The organism is Clostridium sp. OM05-6BH (assembly GCF_003481635.1).
Lineage (GTDB): Bacteria > Bacillota > Clostridia > Lachnospirales > Lachnospiraceae > Butyribacter.
In genome coordinates this window covers 19,401-37,964 of sequence record NZ_QULH01000016.1, presented here as the reverse complement: position 1 = coordinate 37,964, position 18,564 = coordinate 19,401, and the positions used below count along the sequence as shown (strand labels likewise).

The following is an 18,564-nucleotide window of genomic DNA, read 5'->3' as shown; positions in this document are numbered from 1 at the left end:
GTATCTAAAAAATGATCACTACAACCATTGTCTTCAGCAACTTGGTTTATAATTATAAACCTGTTATAATAAGTTTATAGTTATAAACCAGATTTGTCAACGCTTTTCTTGCATTCTTTTTTTACAATTTCTTTGGCACTTTTGACGGTTCTATTGATTGTGACGGCAATCTGGTTTATTATGATAGACAGAACATTTTGAAAAGGATACGTGATACATATGAGTAATTATATTGAAACTGCATTCATGCAGCAGCGAACAGATTTCATGAAAACATTGCCGGATCGCCGTAAGAGCTTTTCCATCCCCGACGACGTGGACATGTATCTTGATATCGAATATGTGAACGATCAGAACGAAGCACACCGATTGGATGTTTTTCGACCTTCTGAATCGCCGGACAAAGAGCTTCCGATCATTTTCAATGTGCATGGCGGCGGCCTGATCATGGGATGCAAAGAGTTCAACCGTTACTTTTGTGCCAGATTATGCAAACTTGGCTATGTCGTGTTTAGCATTGAATACCGTCTCGTCCCGGAATATACCTTCTATCATCAGTGCACGGATTTCTTTCAGGCGCTGCGGTATGTTCAAGACTACGGTAATCTTTATTATGGTAAAACTGACGAGATCTATGGTGTCGGAGACAGCGGGGGAGCCATGTTATTAACCTACTGTGCTGCCATGCAGAACAACGCCGAAATGGCCGCTGCCGCGCAAGTGTCTGTATGCCCTGCACCACTTCAGGCACTGGGTCTGATCAGCGGTATGTTTTACACCAACCGCTTTGACCAGATTGGTTTGTCTTTACCAAAATATTTATATGGCACGGATTATAAACAAAGTGATTTTGCACCGTATGTGAATCCAACCTATCAGAAATTAGTACAAGCACTGCCGCCTTGTCTGCTGGTAACAAGTAAGAACGATAATTTACATCATTACACCACGAAGTTTGAGAAGGCATTGACAAAATACAATATGCCACACCGCCTGCTTGACTTTCCAAAAAACAAACAACTTACACACGCTTTTAGTGTATTTGAACCTTTCCTGCCGGAAAGTACGCAGACGATTCAGGCAATTGCAGAGTATTTTGCCAAAATACATGAGCAGTGAATCGCAAAATGACAATATATGAAAGAATTATGAGGTTAACGATTATGAATTATGACGAAAACATTTTTAAGGAAAAGGCGAACCGCAAAGCACGCAAGATATGGCTGATCTTTGCGCTATTATTATCGGCTAATTACGGCAGTGACGTTGCTAACGGCCTTCAAAAAGCAGATTACTATATCATCTTTTTGATCCTGTGCTGGCTGCCGATCATCCTTGGCGAAATATTACTACGTGTCAAAGGGTTTACAACGGATATTTATAAGTATGATCTGGTGATCGGCTATGGTATCTTTTATACTTTTGTTGTAAGTACCACCGCTTCTCCCATCGCCTTTACTTATATCCTGCCGGTGACGAGCCTGCTGGTTCTCTACAAAAACAGGCGTTTCATGATAAATTGCGGCATTGCGAATTCCATCATTATTATCGGCAGTGCTGTATATCGTTACATGAACGGGTTTAATTCGGCTACAAATGTAAAAGACTATCAATTACAATTATCCTGTATTATTTTATGTTATATCTGCTATGTCATGTCCATCAAGCACTTGAATGAATCCGATGGTGCCATGACAGACAGTATCAAAGCGGATCTAAACCGTGTTATTACAACAGTAGAACAGGTGAAACAGGCAAGTAACTCCATTATGGATGGCGTCACGGTCGTTCGAGAACTTGCTTCAGAAAACACACACGGAGCCGGGGTCGTTGCACGAAGCATGCAGCAAGTCAATGAAAATAATCTTCACCTGACAGACACAACGGCTTCTTCCAATGAAATGACCGCCAAGATCAAGGCTCAGGTCAATCATGTTGCTTATTTGATCGAGAAAATGGTTCTGCTGACTGCCACTTCCGGCAAGCACACCGAAGTAAGTTCCAAAGATCTTGACAGCCTCGTTGACACAACGAACAATATGGCTGCACTATCACAGGAAATCGAAATGACTTTGCAAGACTTCAAAAACGATTTTGCGATGGTAAAAGAGGAAACCGGAACAATCGAGGATATTTCCAGCCAAACTAACCTATTGGCATTAAACGCATCGATCGAGGCCGCCCGCGCCGGAGAAGCCGGTAAGGGATTTGCCGTTGTCGCAGAACAGATCCGTACCCTCAGCACCGGTACAAAAGCTTCCTCCAGCAAGATCAGTCAGTCTTTGATGCATCTGGAAGAAACCTCTACCAAGATGATGCACACGATGGAAGAAACGTTATCATTGATCCGCATGACTCTCGACAAGGTAACAACCGCTGGTGCCAGCATTTCCAAAATATCCGAAGATACCGCACAATTGGAAGAGAATATTCAGATCATTGATACGGCAATGAAAGATGTGGAACAATCCAATATCCAATTAGTCGACAACATGGATCAGGTATCCTCGATCATGACGGAAATGTCAAAACATATTTCCGATTCCAATGAGATCAGTCATCGTATGCTGAGCAAATATGATGAATCCGCCAATAATATCAATTCAATCGAAACGGTCGTTGAATCTTTGATGTGTGAGCTTGGTATTGGTGGTTTTATGGGCGTTGAGGACTTACAGCCGGGCATGAAATTCACAGTGACTTTGGAGGATTCTTCAAATTATCATGGCGATATAGTAGAACGCACCGAAAATACACTGACTGTTTCCTTGGGCAATTTCCCACCGATCACTAAAACGACAGAATGCGAATTACAAGTGACCGTCGGCAATGTATTGTATCATTGGAAGCGTGCATTGATCACGAAAGATTCGCAGATCATTATCGAGTCCCGACCTAAGATCAATAACCGCCGCAAATATCCTCGTGCAGATCTTTCCAACACCTGCAGCATCACCATTGCTGACACGACGGCAGATAACAGTCTGCCATTACCAATCGATGCCACGATGGATAACATCAGCGCCAATGGATTTGCTTTTCTGACGAAGGATCCATTCTTTGCAGATCACAAGGGGGCAGACATCCATATTACGATCCATGATTTTGATCTGCCAAATCATAATGAATTGACCGGACATGTCATCCGATGCTCGAATAACGAAGGAATGTATACCGTCGGCTGTCAAATGCCGGAGGACGATTTCTTCATTCGCGATTACGTCAAACAGCTATTAGCAGAACAGTCTGATGACATAACACAAGTTGTCAGTGCGGAATAAATGCTATCCGGCGATAATGATAAACACGTTAGATATAATAATGCGCAAATAACCAAAAAGGGAACAACAAGACGATATCCGCCTTGTTGTTCCCTTGATATCCAATGATTTCATATCAAATGGTGTAAGATCCAGTCTTCGTAATTTTTTGCAATTGGTAAGTTTAAGCTTCTTCATACTTACCACATAATTACTTTTGCTTTAATCTTCTTTGCTACTGCACGTATCCACTTTTTGTCAGAACTGCGTAACTTCTTGTTAATAATAATCCGGCGCGGTGTATATTGTTTCATGACAAATTTATAACCATTGGCCAATTGCCGTTTCTTCATTGCGCTGCTCAACCGTTTCCACGCAGATATATCCACAGTCTTTACTTGATTTATATTGTATCCACCTAAGTAATGCTCATAAGTAAAAATCCCACTTTCTTCAGCATTTGTTATTGGGTCAGAGCTAAAGCGTTTATCTTGTATTTTATACTCATATCTCCAATCCGCTTTTTTTACTTTCGGATAAACCACTTTACCAATATTACTATTATAAATCGATAAATAGAGCAGATTTTTATTGCCCTTAAAATCTAAAGATTTCGCCTTGGTTCCCCTTATCGTAACTGCATATAACTTAGGACATTTTCTGACTGACAATTTTTTCACTTTACCGCCTCGGTACTGCAGGTGTTTCAAGCTTTTACTCTTGAGTGATAAATCTGTCGTTCCGCGATTTATAATACCAAGTTCTTCAAGCTTTGTACACTTGTTGATATTACACTTGGTCGTACAATTACCAACATAAAGTTTTTTTAATTTTGTCAATCCTGATACATCTATAGACTTTATTTTAGTCCCATATAAATGTAATTCCTGCAAAGTTTTAACTCTTACATGTTTTTTGGGATTTTTAAGCCGCACTGTCTTAATAGAACCAGCGCCACTTCCATATACCTCTTTTAACTTTTTCATCATCGATAAATCAAGTGTAGTAAATTTTGTCTTTTTATAGACTTCCCGAAATTTCGTGTAAAACTGCTGTCTGTCTCCCACATATAACGTTTCTAATGTATTTTTCAATGGGCTAACATCCAGTTTCTTCAACGGACAATTAATGATAGAAAGTGTGGTCAGTGTTTTGTTGGATACTTCTTTCAAATTCAAAGATGTAATATAACAATTTGATATTGACAAACTAACAATCCCGGTATTCTTCAAAGGTAATAACGTTAATTTTTTGATCGGACAATTGTCAATATCTAACACATTCAATTTTGTTTTGCGAAGAGGTGCCATATCCAATTTACTAATTTTAGTTTTTTCAATTTCCAATCGATGTATTGTTATTCCCGACAAAAAGGATAAATTCATGTCTGTTACCTTTTTACCACTAATGAATAACGTTTCAATGTCTTGAAAGCCATCTAACGTACCAGATTTTCCAACATTTGTATCATACAAATAAATGTACTTCGCCTTCGGAAAACATTTTCCTAAAGAATAACTTTTTGTCGAGATATTTCCAGTGATATCTATTTCTTTAATGTTTGGCGCATACATTTTGCATACTACTTCTCCAGTTTTTAATATTTCATTTTCAAAAGAAATATCCAACGCTTCTAATGTATTAGATTCTCCACTAAGTTCAATTGATTTAGTTCCAAAAGAAACAATCGACAATTGCTTTACATGAGGAAAACATTGGAATAAATTAGATGCTTTATAATTCCAATATATTTCCTTTCCATTGACCTTACAGCCCAATTGCAGTCGAACTTTGGTGATTTTTGGGAAATTCTGCATTCCTGTAAAATCTATTAAATGGCTTCCATCTACCCCATATGCAGCTGCCGTATACCAATCCCATAATGCATAATCAACTATATTTCTTTCCTCATCAGACAAAACACCATCTTTATTGACGTCTTGTTCTTGTGCAAATTTGCGTACACATGAATCCGGAAATGTTGCTTCATCTATAGTTACTGTTGATGCATTTGCATGAATTTCCGGTAGATACAAAATTCCCAATGTAATTATCATACATGCCAATATTTTTTTTAGTTTATTCATAAGATCTCCTCCCATTCTACCATCATAGCACTAAATTTCTTTGTTACATTTCCAGTACACCATACATTTCTGCTTGCGTCAACGACCTTGGGGCAATCTTAATAATTCTTAAGAATTTGGACATACTCGTCATTCTTGCGACAAAGCATCTCGTAGGATACTGCCATGTCAGATAACTTTCCAAAGCAGTCACCATCCACCACATAAAAACGATCCACGGCGTAATGGTTGCCTTTGTCACAGGATAATATCTGATTTTTGGCATTCAACAATAACGGTTCTGTACTTGGATATTCTTCCCTTGAGATTCCATTCAGAAACACATATTGTTCTTTCGGATTTTTCTGAAGTAATTCCGCGATCGCACTATCTACTTCCTCTAATCCCGCAGCAGATACACGCTGTCCATCATTTATAAATCGAACACAAGCGCATCCCTTGGTGTTCTCTGGAAACACATACCGCGCAGACCCTCTCATATCCACTTTATTCGCACTAATATTCCAATAATAGATTGATTTTTCAGAAACAATAATCGTTTGCTGTCCATAGAAAGCAGGTAGATTTTCATCATCTACAGCACAATCCAAGAACCCTATAAATTTTTCATGTTCATCTTCATATCCTTTCGCATCACGAATAATATTATTGATTGCTGTTTCTAAGGCAGTGGGTGACTTAGAATGTATTTTTGATGCATGTAGAACATAAGACTCTTCCTGTGCCGGAATCTCGGTTGTCTCAAATTCTGTCGAAGTATATGCGATAGGATTATTTGTTTTCTGCTTTTCCTGCTTTGCTTCAGAACAGCCGCCTAATAGAAACATACAGCAGGATAGTGATAATATAAGTACGATTTTTTTCTTCATAGAACGTCTCCCCCTAAATCTATCATTCATCTTGTTCCATTCAATTAGCTATGCTCTATTCATCTATATAATCGTATTACCATATTCTTTTCAAAAACCGTCATCTTTCTGTATGCATTTTTATATACTCAAACTTCGCACTTCAAAAGATTCTGTCAGGTCACATATTGCTTATTATGTCGCAATAAATAGCATATTTTGCAGTCGACAAGCTAACTTATTCTGCCAGCAGAGAACTAAGATAATTGCCGCAGAACGCAGAGTTTTTGAGTGATTTCTTATTTTGTTAAGTCTCTGATGAATACATGCCCGAAGGGATGTCTGAGATGTCCCGGTTTAGCAAGGTATCATCCATTTTTGGACGGGACGCTTTCGCTACGATGCGCTACGTCACGTTACTTAATGTCTCTGAAATACGAGACATAAGTAACGACGAGCGCAAAGTCCCTTTCAAAAATGATGAATACCTTGCTTCCGGGACTTCGAGTTTCCGAAGGGCATGTAGATCAATCATCAGAGACAACAAAATTTAGAAATCACTAAAAACAAAAATGCGGCAAGGCAATTACTATAGTTCTCTGTCGGCAGAAGCCGCTATATTGTGGCTGCAAAACACTTAGCATGCTTTGACATAATAAGCAATATGTAACAGCATGATAATTTTTGATGTGCGAAATTTGAGTTATATACAATAATTCCATATAGAAAGTGAAATATTTCTACTACAGCCAAAATAGCCTTTTGCCTGCACAAAACAGGCAAAAGGCTATTTCCTTATTAACAATTTCTTATGAGTTTTTAGAGGATCTGATTAGCCCGCAAATGGGATAACTGCTCCATCATATTTGTCTTCGATAAACTTCTTAATCTCATCAGATTTTAATACCTTTACCAAAGCTTTGATCGCATCGCTGTTCTCATTACCTTCCTTGACACCAATGATATTTACATAAGTCTTAGCAGCCTCAGAATCGGACTTCTCATATGCTAAAGCATCTTTACCAACGCTGTATCCTGCCTCTAATGCATAGTTACCGTTTAATACTACATAAGCAACCTCACCTTTTACTTTGGATACCTGTGCTGCTTCAAGCTCCTGGAATTTTAATTTCTTAGGATTGTCTTTAATGTCGTTGATGGTTGCTGTCAGGCTTGCACCGTCTTTAAGAGTCAATAAACCATTATCCTGCAAAAGTAATAATGCTCTCGCTTCGTTTGTTGTATCGTTTGGAATTGCAATGGTATCACCCTCTGCAACATCTTCGAGCTTTGTCTTAGTTCCACCGTAAATTCCAAATGGCTCATAGTGAATATCGCCGGCATCAACGATATGAGTACCATTCTCTTTGTTAAACTGCTCCATGTATGGCTTATGTTCTACATAGTTGGCATCAAATTCGCCACTCTCTACTACGTTATTTGGCTGTACATAATCATCAAATACTGTAACTTTCAGATCATATCCCTGTTTCTTTAAGGTCTTAGCGGCCTCTGCCAAAATCTCGGAATGTGGTGTCTGTGATGCAGCTACTGTAATTGTTTTGCTATCTGCTTTGTTATCGTCTTTCTTTGCATTACCGCAGCCTGTTACCAAACCTGCTGCCAATGTCAACGCTAATGTCAATGCTACTACTTTCTTCTTCATAATAAATTTTCCTCCAATTCTTTTTGTGTTCCAATCTTTCAATACGAAAGCTGGTATTTATTTTCTTCGATCAAGCTTTGCGGAGATCAACATGCCAATTCCCTGCAAAATTTGAACGAGGACAATCAAAATAACGATCGTTACGATCATGATATCCGGCTGATAACGATAATAACCATACCGAATTGCGATATTTCCCAAACCGCCGCCTCCGACAGCACCTGCCATCGCAGAGTATCCTAGGATCGTACCAAGTGCGATCGTCACACCGACGATCAAGGATGTTCTTGCTTCTACGAGCAATACTTTCCAAATGATCGTAAAGATGCCGGCGCCCATGCTCTGAGCAGCCTCGATCACGCCATGATCTACTTCCTTGAGCGATGATTCCACCATACGTCCAATAAAAGGAGCGGCAGCAATAACTAGTGGTACGACTGTAGCCGAAGAGCCATAAGACTGCCCCACGATAAATCTGGTAAGCGGGATCACTAATATCAACAAAATAATAAACGGTATACTTCGCAGTACATTCGAAATCACATCCAGCACACGATATACAACCGGCTGTGGTCTGATTCCGGTTTTGTCGGTAACCGCAAGAGCGATTCCCAGTGGAAGCCCAAGCACATATCCCATAAAGGTTGACGCTAAGGTCATGTACAGCGTTTCCCAAATACCATTAATGATCATCTCCTGAACAACTGCATCAAAGTGAAACATCTGCTTCCACCTCCTTTACCGTCAGCTTACAATCACGTAAATATGTGATCATCTGCTTTGCAATATCTTCATCCTCCGGCAACTGCAAGATCATTTCTCCGGTTGCAATGCCGTTGATATCCTTGGTATCGGCATGCAATATATTAACCGGTGTCTTGTATCGAAGGATCATATTACCGATAACCGGTTCAAACGATGAATTTTCGCTAAAGACGATTCGCACCAGATGCTTTCCTTCCATCTTTGGAACACTGGTATCTTCACCAAAAATCATCTTCTTAGCGGCCGCAGATTCCGGATTGGCAAATATCTTGGAAACACTTCCCGTCTCCACCAAATGTCCCTTTTCTAAGATTGCAACTTTATTACATATCTTTTGTACCACGGACATTTCATGGGTGATCAGCACGATCGTGATACCGTAATCATGGTTGATCTGCTGCAACAATTCCAAGATAGACTGTGTCGTCTGCGGATCCAAAGCACTCGTTGCCTCGTCGCAAAGCAGGATATCCGGATTATTCGCTAATGCTCTGGCAATTGCCACACGCTGCTTCTGTCCACCGGACAATTGTCCCGGATATGCTTTTGCTTTATCAGCAAGTCCCACGATCTGAAGCAATTCCACAGCTCTCTTCTTTGCCTGTTTCTTGCTTACTCCGGCGATCACAAGCGGAAAACAAATATTGTCCAACACGTTCTTCTGCATCAACAGATTAAAATGCTGAAAGATCATTGCAATCTTCTGTCTCTCTTTGCGAAGCTGTCTGCCTTTCAAAGTCGATAAATCTTTGCCATGAATCTTGACAACACCGGCGGTGGGTTTCTCTAAGTAATTAAGACATCGTACTAATGTACTCTTACCCGCACCGGACATACCGATAATTCCATAAATATCTCCACTTGCAATTTCCAAATTAATCTGGTCGAGTGCTTTGACTTGATTACCAAAATCTTTCTCCACACCCTCAACCGTGATCAATGCATCCATGGAAGTATCACCTCCTACGATTCTTTTCCTTGTTTTCATATCATTTATATATGAATTGTATGTTATAATATAGCAGTCTCATCCATTTGTCAAGAACTTTTTTCATTTTTTTACTCAAACTTTCCATATCTTACATCAGAGACTTGAACAAATAAAGAGCCTGCACACGAATTTATTCGCGTGCAGGCTCCATGTTCAAATACCATTACAGTTCGTTATCAAGTTGCCGGATGCAGACAATTGTTCAATAAATATTCCACATCATCTGCTGTTACTGCCAGCAGTTTATCCGGTGCATCGCTCAGCTCCAACACCATAACAAACCGCTCCCCACAGTCATTAAAGGTAATACGTTTCAACACATTCTCTTCCTTATATCCTACGTACTTACTCTTGTTGATCTCGATCAGCTTATCATTCAATATGCCAAATCCATAGATCACTAACATGGTAGAAAACTGAAAGGTTAAACGCTTTGCAAAGTCTGTATTGATATTAAACACAGCCTGCATCTCGGTAATACCACCACGATCTGTCATTGCGGTACCCGGTATGGTACGAAACTTGCCGGGCGTAAAATAATCAGATAACTTTACCAGTTCCAGATCATTTACTTTCTCTGTTGTCATTACACTCCCCTCCTTTATCTGGGATTCATCTCTGTAAGAGATGACTTATTTCTTCGTTGTCTTATAGAAAAAAGTATAAGCGAGACCATCTGTATAATAACCTGTCAGAGATGGATCGATCAAGTCCTGATTGGATGGGCTAAATAATGGGCAGATAACCGTATCTTCGGATACTAAAATCTTTTCTGCTTCCATCAACTGTTTCTGACGACTTGCCTCATCTAGGTTCTTGTCAGATTCCTGAATCAGTTTATCATACTTCGCATTGCTCCACTTCACATCATTCTGTGCATTGCCGGTCTGGTACATCTTGAGCCAGCTGGTCGGATCATTGTAATCAGCGTACCACTGCATTCTTGCCATCTGCAGCTTACCGTTACGACGCTCATCAACGTATACTTCATATTCCATTGCCTCTAATTTTACATCTACTCCCAGTTTCTTCCACTGTGCCTGCAATACCTGTGCTACGTTTGCCTCATAACTCATTGCCGGATAAGTATATGTGATCGTTGGAAGGCCCTTGCCATCTTTGTAACCGGCCTCTGCCAAAAGCTCTTTTGCCTTTGCGAGATCTTCATCTAACAGAGCTCCCTGTGCTTCGCCCCATTTCTTGCCATCGGCTTTGCTCTTGTAATTCTTGCCAACGAAACTGGTACCCGGCTCGCAAGCCGTACCAACGACTGCTGCAATATCTTTACGATTCAATGCCAGTGAAAATGCCTGACGTACTTTAACATCATCAAATGGTTTTTCATTAATATTGAATAAGATGTAGTTTGTCTGTGGAACCTCTCGGATCGACAAGTCATCTTTGCCTTCATAAGATTCTGCGATCTCACTAGGTGCACCCTGCAGGATGTTGATCTCACCTGTCTGATATGCCGATGCTTTTGCCTGATCGTCATCCATAAACTTATCCGTAATCTTTAATACATTGGTGCTCTTTGCATCACGGTAATATTTATTCTTCTCAAAAGATACGTGATCTCCGTCCACATGCTCAGACAAATGATATGGTCCATTACCTAAGTTCTGTTCCGGATTCATATCCCAATCCTTATTATCATCTGTTGCATATTTGCAATTAGATGGCATATAGGTAGGCAATTTACAAAGATCTAAGAAGTAAGAACATGGCTCTTCTAATGTAAACTTAATCGTCTTGTCGTCGATACACTCGATGCCGACATCTTTGAAGTCGCATTTTCCATTAAAGCACTTCTCTGCATTCTTAACAACGAACAAGAAGTCAACGTACCAAGAACCATTGTCCGGCTCTAGCGCTCTCTTCATCGTATTTTCGAAGTCAGCACTTGTAACATCCGATCCATCGGACCACTTCTCATCGTCTCTAATATAGAAAGTATACTCTGTCGCATCATCATTGACATCCCAATGATCTGCTGCCGCAGGTACGATCTTTCCTTCCTTATCATAACTTACAAAACCTTCGTAACAGTTCGTCTGTACACTGAAGTACTCGTATGCAGCAGCTCCTGCAGGGTCATACTCACCACTTTCCGGCTGTACCGCATTGATCAGTTCCGCAATTTCTCCTTTGTCATTGGTACTTGTTGCACTGTTTCCTCCACCACAGCCGGTAAGACTCCCTATCACCATTGCCGCTGTAAGTAGTGCCGCCATAATTTTCTTTGTCTTTCTCATAAGCGTTCCCTCCTTGTGTCTCAAACATTGTGTCAGTTGCATTCCCATTACCCTAATCCATTCGCAGACAATGCACTTCGCACTATCTGACGCATGAGCGATGTTTCTAAAACATACTCATTATATCTAAAAGATCCTTAAAGATCTTTTAAGCAATAATTTGTTCAACAGTTTTGCCAACTGCCTTATACTGTGCCAAATTTTTGGGCGAATATAAGTTGCAGGCAACCTGTCTGTTATCATACATATATGTGTCCGGTTTTTTGGACTTACATTCCTCGGTTGCGTACTTACATCTTCCCGCAAACGGACATCCTTTTGGCGGATTGATCGGACTTGGTACCTCGCCCTCCAGGATGATTCGTTTCTTTTCTTTGGCCATCTTTGGATCAGCAATCGGTGCTGCAGAAATAAGTGCTCTCGTATACGGATGCAATGGTTTCTTGTAAACATCATCGGATGATCCAAGCTCTACCATATTTCCCAAATACATAACACCGATTTTATGGCTGATATGATGTACCATTTCCAGATCATGTGCAATGAAAAGATAGCTAAATCCTTTTTCACGCTGCAGCTTTTCAAGCAAGTTGATAACCTGTGCCTGAATTGATACATCCAACGCTGAGATCGGCTCATCACAAACGATAAACTCCGGACGAAGTGCTAATGTTCTGGCAATACCGATACGCTGTCTCTGTCCACCGGAGAACTCATGTGGATATCGTCTGATGTGATCCGGTTTTAATCCAACTGTCTCGATCAACTCCTGTACGATAACTTTACGCTCGTGTGCGGTACCCATATTGTGAATGATCATTGGCTCTTCAATAATCTCTCCAACGGTAAATCTTGGATTTAAGGATGCATAAGGATCCTGAAAGATCATCTGCATCTTTTTGCGATAAGGAAACATTTTACGGTTACTAAGTCCGGTAATGTCAACTCCATCAAAAATAATCTGACCACTCGTTGGTTCATGTACCTTTAGGATCGTACGTCCCATGGAACTTTTACCGCAGCCGGATTCTCCGACAATACCGAGTGTCTCGCCACGTTCCAGCTTAAAAGAAACTCCATTCACCGCATGTACTTTTTGGCCATGTGCTGCGGGAAAGTGCTTTGTTAAATTTTTTACCTCTAATAATGGTGTTGGTTCGTTACTCATGTGCATCCTCTCCCTTCATCACTTCCTGCCAGCGCTCCTTGCAGTGAAGCCAGCATTTGCATTTATGTGTCTCGCCAAATTCTGTCACAAGCGGTGTTGCCTTTGTACAGATTTCCATTGCCTCGCTGCATCGGGAAGCAAACGGACACTGATCACCAAGTTTTAACAGATCCGGCGGTGTACCGGGAATTGGCTTGAGTGGTTCTCTATGATCTGCATTGGAATTAGCAATACTATTTAACAGGCCTTTTGTATATGGATGTTTTGGATCATAAAAGATTTCATCCGTTGTTCCTTCTTCCATAATATTACCACCATACATAATGCTGATACGGTCACATAAAGAAGCAACTACGCCAAGATCATGTGTTATGATAATAACACCGGCATCACTTTCCTCGGTAATCTTGCGAAGCAGATCCAAAATCTGCGCCTGCACGGTTACGTCCAATGCTGTGGTCGGCTCATCCGCCACGATCAGCTTCGGATTACAGGCCAGTGCGATCGCAATAATAATACGCTGTCTCATACCACCGGAAAACTCAAACGGATACTGTTTCAATCTGGATTCCGGTGCCGGAATACCTACCATTTTCATCAGTTCTATGGCACGCTCTCTAGCTTCCTGCTTGCTGCATTTATCATGTGCCCGTATCCCCTCTGTCATCTGCTTTTCGATCGTTACGATCGGATTTAAGTATGACATAGGATCCTGAAAGATCATGCTGATGTCGTTACCCCGAATCGCGTTCATCTTCTTTTCATATTCTTTTTTCTCTTTCTTTGTCTTATATTTAACCGGAGAAATGTCTTCCCCGTCGAAGATCATTTCTCCGGCGGTTACGGTACCATTCGGTGCCAGTAGTCCCATCAGTGAAAGCATTCCCACACTCTTACCTGAACCGGACTCTCCTACGATTCCAAGGACTTCTCCTTTGTCAACGGTATAATCTATTCCCCGCAGTGCCTTTACTACGCCCTGCTCTGTCTGAAACTCTGTCTCTAATCCTCTGATCTCTAACAAACTCATATCCATCACCATGCCTTTCTCTCGTTTTTCTTCGCCGTCCAATGCTGTCCAAAATCTCGGACACGTTATATACTGTCCAACATATAGGACACCAGACAAATTGCTTAACGTTTTCTCTTAGGATCCAACGCCTTTTCTAATCCCTCACCAACGAAGTTGAACGAGAAGATCGTGATACAAATTGCAATCATTGGATATACCGTCTGCATCGGATATGTCATGATCAACTGTCTTGCATCCTGTGCTAAAGTACCCCAGCTTGCCATCGGTGCGGAAATGCCGACACCTAAGAAACTCAGCCAAGCCTCGGTAAAGATTGCCTGCGGCACCATCAAAGTTACCGTAACAATGATCTGTCCCATCGTATTGATCAGCAAATGTTTGATCAGGATACGACTTGGGCTTGCACCTAACACAAACGCTGCCATCGTAAATTCCTGTTCTTTCAAACTCTTGACCTGCTGCCTTACGATACGCGCCATATCGATCCAACAGGTGATCGATATACCAAGCATGATACTAATCACGCTTGCCCCAAAGATCAACATGATCAATACAATGTAAAGCATTGCCGGTACCGAATAAATAATATCTACGATTCGCATCATGACCATGTCGACCTTACCACCAACATATCCTGCGATACCACCATAGATCGTACCGACGATCAGATTGATCACGGCTGCCAAACAACCAACTGCTAAGCTGATCCTTGCACCGAATAAGATTCGTACAAAAATGTCTCTTCCCATTCGATCAGTACCAAACCAATGATCCATGCTGGGACTTGCATTTCTCAGTGACATATTCTGTTCGGCATAAGAATATTTACACATCATCGGTCCGAAAATCGCCATCAATACAACAATGATCAAAATGATCGCCCCAGCTACAGCTCTCTTATTTCCGGTAAAATCATGCCATACCGACTGAAGGAACGTTCTGCTCTCTACAGCAATAAACTCGTCGTTTTTTTCATCATCATCTAATTTACGAAATAATTTTGTTTCCATGGCATCCATACGCGTTCCCTCCTTTACAATGTTTTGCGGACTCTAGGATCAACGACCGCACAGATCAGATCGGATAACAAGTTACATATAATAATGATCGCACCGATAAAGATCGTAATTCCCATAACCACCGTATAATCATGGTTGGTGATCGCTGATACGAATTCTTTACCAATACCCGGTATTGTGTAGATCTGTTCGATAACGACGCTACCTGTTAATAAGAATGCAATCATCGGTCCCATATAGGTAATGACCGGAAGCATCGCATTTTTAAGAATGTGCCGGAACAATAATGTCCGTTTGCTGATTCCCTTCGCCTTTGCCATCGTTATGTAATCCTGCTTAACAACTTCTTCATAACTATTCTGTGTCTGTCTGGCAACTGCTGAGATCGGATACAATCCCTGGGCGATAGCCGGAAGCACATAATGCATTGGTGTTGTAAGACCAAGCACAGGGAACATCTTCAGTTCTACACCGAATATAATAAGAAGAAGCAATGCTACGATAAAGTTTGGAACACTGACACCAAAGGTCAATGCCGATAGCCAAACACCTTTTACTGCGTTACTCTTCGCTCGTGCCATCAGGATTCCCGAACTGACACCAACCACTAATACTAATACAAAAGTTACAATACCAAGCTGCAACGTTGGCATCATTGTCTGTGCGATGATCTCATTTACGGATTTACCAACCTTCTTATAAGAGGTTCCCATATCGCCATGCAGCAAGTTCTTACAATATATAATGAACTGTTCTACCGGCGGTTTGTCTAATCCATAAGTTGCTTCCATCTTTTTCAATACATCACCGGATATATTTTTGGATTGTAACGGACTTCCCGGCATAACCTTGGTCATTGCGAATGTGATCGCGATCAATACGAATAAGGTTAATATACCGAGCAGCACACGCTTTATTATGTATTTGACCATATACATCCACTCCTTTCTTTTGCAAAAAGAAAACGGCAAAGGGACTTTTTTGTCAGCGCCTTTGCCGTTATGATCTTACTATTAAATTTTTGCTTTGCATCTCTCACACAAGCACATTTTTATCATTTATCCAAAGCGGTGTCAACAAAAACTGACGTTTTTTGTAATTTTTACAAACAAACTTGTTCAGATTCCAAATTTTACGTATTTTTTTCAAATGGATTGACTTTTTTACGAACTTCTCTTATTCTTTCCCATATGATTTGCTATTGACTGAATTAATATGTTAATCAATCCAATATAATATACATTTGGATTTCACGAAAATGTATCCGCTGCTCATGCAAGTGGATATAAGGAATGGAGGCTTATTATGAAAGTTGTAGTTATCCCGGAGCCGGTGCTTCAGCCGGACATTACAAAAGAAGATATGGACTTAAAGTGGAACCTGTTAAAAGAATTACCGGAAGTCGATGAGCTGGTAATCAAGCATTTTGACGGCTATCCCAGCAATGAAGAACTTCATCCCGTCATCGCAGATGCCGACGCTGCTATCGGCGTGTGGGTCAACGGCAGCAATATAAATGAAGAATTCTTAAGCAAACATCCTAATCTCAAATATGTTGCAACACTTGGTCATGGTTTTGGCGAATTTGATGTTCCTATGACAAAGGAAAAGGGGATGGTGATCACCAACACCATCTATGGTGCACAGACTATTGCGGAATATGCATGGGCACTTCTTATGGAAGTATGTCATCACGTGGATCTTCATTCCAAAGATGTCAAACGTGTTGATTGGGCACATGCCACCAAAGAAGATTATGAAACCTTTGGCCGTGTATTAACACCGCAGATTGAATTGTACGGTAAAACGTGTGGTATCTTTGGTCTGGGAGCGATTGGTTTTGCCTTTGCCAAGATGGCGCAGGGATTTGGCATGCGTGTGATCAGCTACTCCCGCCACAAAAAGACAGATCCGAAATATGACTTTATTGAGCAGGTTGATTTCGATACGCTGTTAGCGGAAAGTGATGTTATTTCCATTCATGCACCACTAACACCTTCCACGGAGGATACGTTTGATGCTGATGCCTTTGCCAAGATGAAGGATGGTACGATCCTGATCAATACAGCACGCGGTGGCTTGATCGTCGAGGAAGCTTTGGTCGATGCTCTGCAATCCGGCAAAGTATACGGCGCCGGTTTGGACGTAATACGGGATGAACCTCCAAAGGGAGACAACCCTCTGCTGCATCAGGACAATGCTGCAATTACAGCTCATATTGCATGGCTTACCCGCGCGTCACGCTTACGTGCTATTGATATTGCCATTGATAATTTTAAGGCATATCTACGGGGAGAACCTGTATCCGTGATCAATAAATAAACACCCTTATCACAAAGCATAGAAACAGCTAACAGGGGATGTGGCATAAATGCCACATCCCCTGTTAAATAATCTTATTATTCCGTTTACAAGCTCATGAATTATGCTTCTGCTGTCTCTTCTGCAACAGCTTCCTCTTCATCCTCTACAGTATCATTCCGACCTGCTACAACGCTTACAACCGGTGCATCCAAACTCGTCTGAATATCAACCTTTCCGTCCTTTGCAATCGCAAGATCGCCGACAGTAAGTACATCTCCAATGTGCATACCAGTGCAGTCAATCTCAATCTTCTCAACCAGATTTTCTGGTGTGGCCTTATATGCGATCTCCTCCAGATGCTGCTCCAAAATACCCTCTGGAACTTTCTCCTTATTATGCAAAATTACCTCTGCAACAGAATGTACTTTTTCACCTTTGACCAAAGCCTGAAAATCCATTTCCAAAATCTGATGATCCAGCGCATTAAAATCTAACTCTTTGATCAATACATCATAAGTCGTGCCTTCCAGCTCTAAGTACAACTGACTTCCTTTCATGCACTCTCTCTGAATACGATCAGCTTCGCCCTTTTCAATCTGCAACGGTATTGAGCCTTCAAATTCCTTGCCAAACAGATTGCCTGTCACATAGCCCTCTCTTCTGAGTTTCTTTGCCTTAGTTTCCATGTTTCTTCTTTGTACTTTTAAAGTAGTCATTTGTCTGTTCCTCCATTCATACAAATCGATAACATAGGGAAGTTTGCGGAATGTCGATATTAAATTGGCGTTTCGTTTCTCATGTTATGTTTTTTAGTTGCAACTATGGTTTAGCACTTTTTTTCGATTTTGTCAAATCTGACCAAGCAAATTCTCTCATATTCTCTCATACAGCATGCCACAGCCAAACATAATTTACTTCATTTTCCTCTTGGTTGACTGTTTTCTCATTTTTTTGATTTCCAGCTTGCCTTTCTCGCCCTCTTGGTTGACTGTTTTCTCGATTTTTTGATTTCCAGCTTGCTTTTCTCGCCCTCTTGGTTGACTGTTTTTTCAATTTTTTGATTTCCAGCTTGTCTTTCTCGCCTAACTGGTTGACTGTTTTCTTCATTTTTCAATTTATGGCTTGCATATTTGACTTTTCACATATAATGATCTCTACAAATAAAAAG

The 18,564-nt window shown here is 40.8% G+C and carries 17 protein-coding genes; 3 read left to right on the top strand and 14 right to left on the bottom strand.

Annotation, left to right across the window (positions count from 1 at the left end; genetic code table 11):
* The first annotated feature begins 219 nt into the window (after positions 1-219).
* Positions 220-1,119: an alpha/beta hydrolase gene (locus DXB73_RS11640; protein ID WP_118691241.1), complete on the top strand. Its 900-nt coding sequence runs from the start codon at positions 220-222 to the stop codon at positions 1,117-1,119.
* 44 nt (positions 1,120-1,163) lie between these two features.
* A complete protein-coding gene (locus tag DXB73_RS11635; protein WP_118691240.1) occupies positions 1,164-3,281 on the top strand; it encodes a methyl-accepting chemotaxis protein in 2,118 nt (705 codons plus the stop codon).
* Between the two features lie 3 nt (positions 3,282-3,284).
* Here the strand turns inward: DXB73_RS11635 and DXB73_RS14580 are convergent, their stop codons facing one another.
* From DXB73_RS14580 to DXB73_RS11580, 12 genes are all read right to left on the bottom strand, one after another.
* Positions 3,285-3,458 carry a hypothetical protein gene (locus tag DXB73_RS14580; RefSeq protein WP_182448511.1) on the bottom strand — a complete coding sequence of 58 codons (174 nt, stop codon included), beginning with the start codon at positions 3,456-3,458 and terminating at the stop codon, positions 3,285-3,287.
* 2 nt (positions 3,459-3,460) lie between these two features.
* Positions 3,461-5,347: a leucine-rich repeat domain-containing protein gene (locus tag DXB73_RS11630; protein WP_118691239.1), complete on the bottom strand. Its 1,887-nt coding sequence runs from the start codon at positions 5,345-5,347 to the stop codon at positions 3,461-3,463.
* A gap of 98 nt (positions 5,348-5,445) precedes the next feature.
* Entirely contained in the window at positions 5,446-6,216 is a 771-nt protein-coding gene (locus DXB73_RS11625) for a hypothetical protein (protein ID WP_118691238.1), read from the bottom strand.
* Positions 6,217-7,027: 811 nt separating this feature from the next.
* Positions 7,028-7,861, bottom strand: coding sequence for a MetQ/NlpA family ABC transporter substrate-binding protein (locus tag DXB73_RS11620; protein ID WP_022025899.1), 834 nt, complete (start codon positions 7,859-7,861; stop codon positions 7,028-7,030).
* 57 nt (positions 7,862-7,918) lie between these two features.
* On the bottom strand, positions 7,919-8,584 hold the full coding sequence (locus DXB73_RS11615) for a methionine ABC transporter permease (protein ID WP_118506543.1): 666 nt from the start codon (positions 8,582-8,584) through the stop codon (positions 7,919-7,921).
* Complete coding sequence (locus DXB73_RS11610; RefSeq protein WP_118506544.1) at positions 8,571-9,575, bottom strand: ATP-binding cassette domain-containing protein; 1,005 nt, start codon at positions 9,573-9,575, stop codon at positions 8,571-8,573. Before DXB73_RS11610 ends, DXB73_RS11615 begins: the two co-directional genes overlap by 14 nt.
* Before the next feature lie 218 nt (positions 9,576-9,793).
* The gene (locus DXB73_RS11605; protein ID WP_022025896.1) at positions 9,794-10,204 is read right to left on the bottom strand and encodes a hypothetical protein; all 411 of its coding nucleotides are present in this window, start codon (positions 10,202-10,204) and stop codon (positions 9,794-9,796) included.
* A gap of 45 nt (positions 10,205-10,249) precedes the next feature.
* A complete protein-coding gene (locus DXB73_RS11600) occupies positions 10,250-11,872 on the bottom strand; it encodes a peptide ABC transporter substrate-binding protein (protein ID WP_182448241.1) in 1,623 nt (540 codons plus the stop codon).
* 148 nt (positions 11,873-12,020) lie between these two features.
* Positions 12,021-13,040: a dipeptide ABC transporter ATP-binding protein gene (locus tag DXB73_RS11595; RefSeq protein ID WP_022025894.1), complete on the bottom strand. Its 1,020-nt coding sequence runs from the start codon at positions 13,038-13,040 to the stop codon at positions 12,021-12,023.
* The gene (locus DXB73_RS11590) at positions 13,033-14,076 is read right to left on the bottom strand and encodes an ABC transporter ATP-binding protein (protein WP_207665550.1); all 1,044 of its coding nucleotides are present in this window, start codon (positions 14,074-14,076) and stop codon (positions 13,033-13,035) included. Before DXB73_RS11590 ends, DXB73_RS11595 begins: the two co-directional genes overlap by 8 nt.
* A gap of 98 nt (positions 14,077-14,174) precedes the next feature.
* Positions 14,175-15,092, bottom strand: a complete 918-nt coding sequence (locus DXB73_RS11585) for an ABC transporter permease (protein ID WP_022025891.1) — start codon at positions 15,090-15,092, stop codon at positions 14,175-14,177.
* Between the two features lie 14 nt (positions 15,093-15,106).
* Positions 15,107-16,024 carry an ABC transporter permease gene (locus tag DXB73_RS11580; protein WP_022025890.1) on the bottom strand — a complete coding sequence of 306 codons (918 nt, stop codon included), beginning with the start codon at positions 16,022-16,024 and terminating at the stop codon, positions 15,107-15,109.
* Positions 16,025-16,397: 373 nt separating this feature from the next.
* Here DXB73_RS11580 and DXB73_RS11575 point away from each other — a divergent pair, with 373 nt between their 5' ends.
* Positions 16,398-17,414 carry an NAD(P)-dependent oxidoreductase gene (locus DXB73_RS11575; RefSeq protein ID WP_118691236.1) on the top strand — a complete coding sequence of 339 codons (1,017 nt, stop codon included), beginning with the start codon at positions 16,398-16,400 and terminating at the stop codon, positions 17,412-17,414.
* A gap of 101 nt (positions 17,415-17,515) precedes the next feature.
* Here the strand turns inward: DXB73_RS11575 and DXB73_RS11570 are convergent, their stop codons facing one another.
* Positions 17,516-18,112 carry a 50S ribosomal protein L25 gene (locus DXB73_RS11570; RefSeq protein WP_118691235.1) on the bottom strand — a complete coding sequence of 199 codons (597 nt, stop codon included), beginning with the start codon at positions 18,110-18,112 and terminating at the stop codon, positions 17,516-17,518.
* Positions 18,113-18,278: 166 nt separating this feature from the next.
* On the bottom strand, positions 18,279-18,503 hold the full coding sequence (locus DXB73_RS11565) for a hypothetical protein (protein ID WP_118691234.1): 225 nt from the start codon (positions 18,501-18,503) through the stop codon (positions 18,279-18,281).
* Positions 18,504-18,564 lie beyond the last annotated feature (61 nt).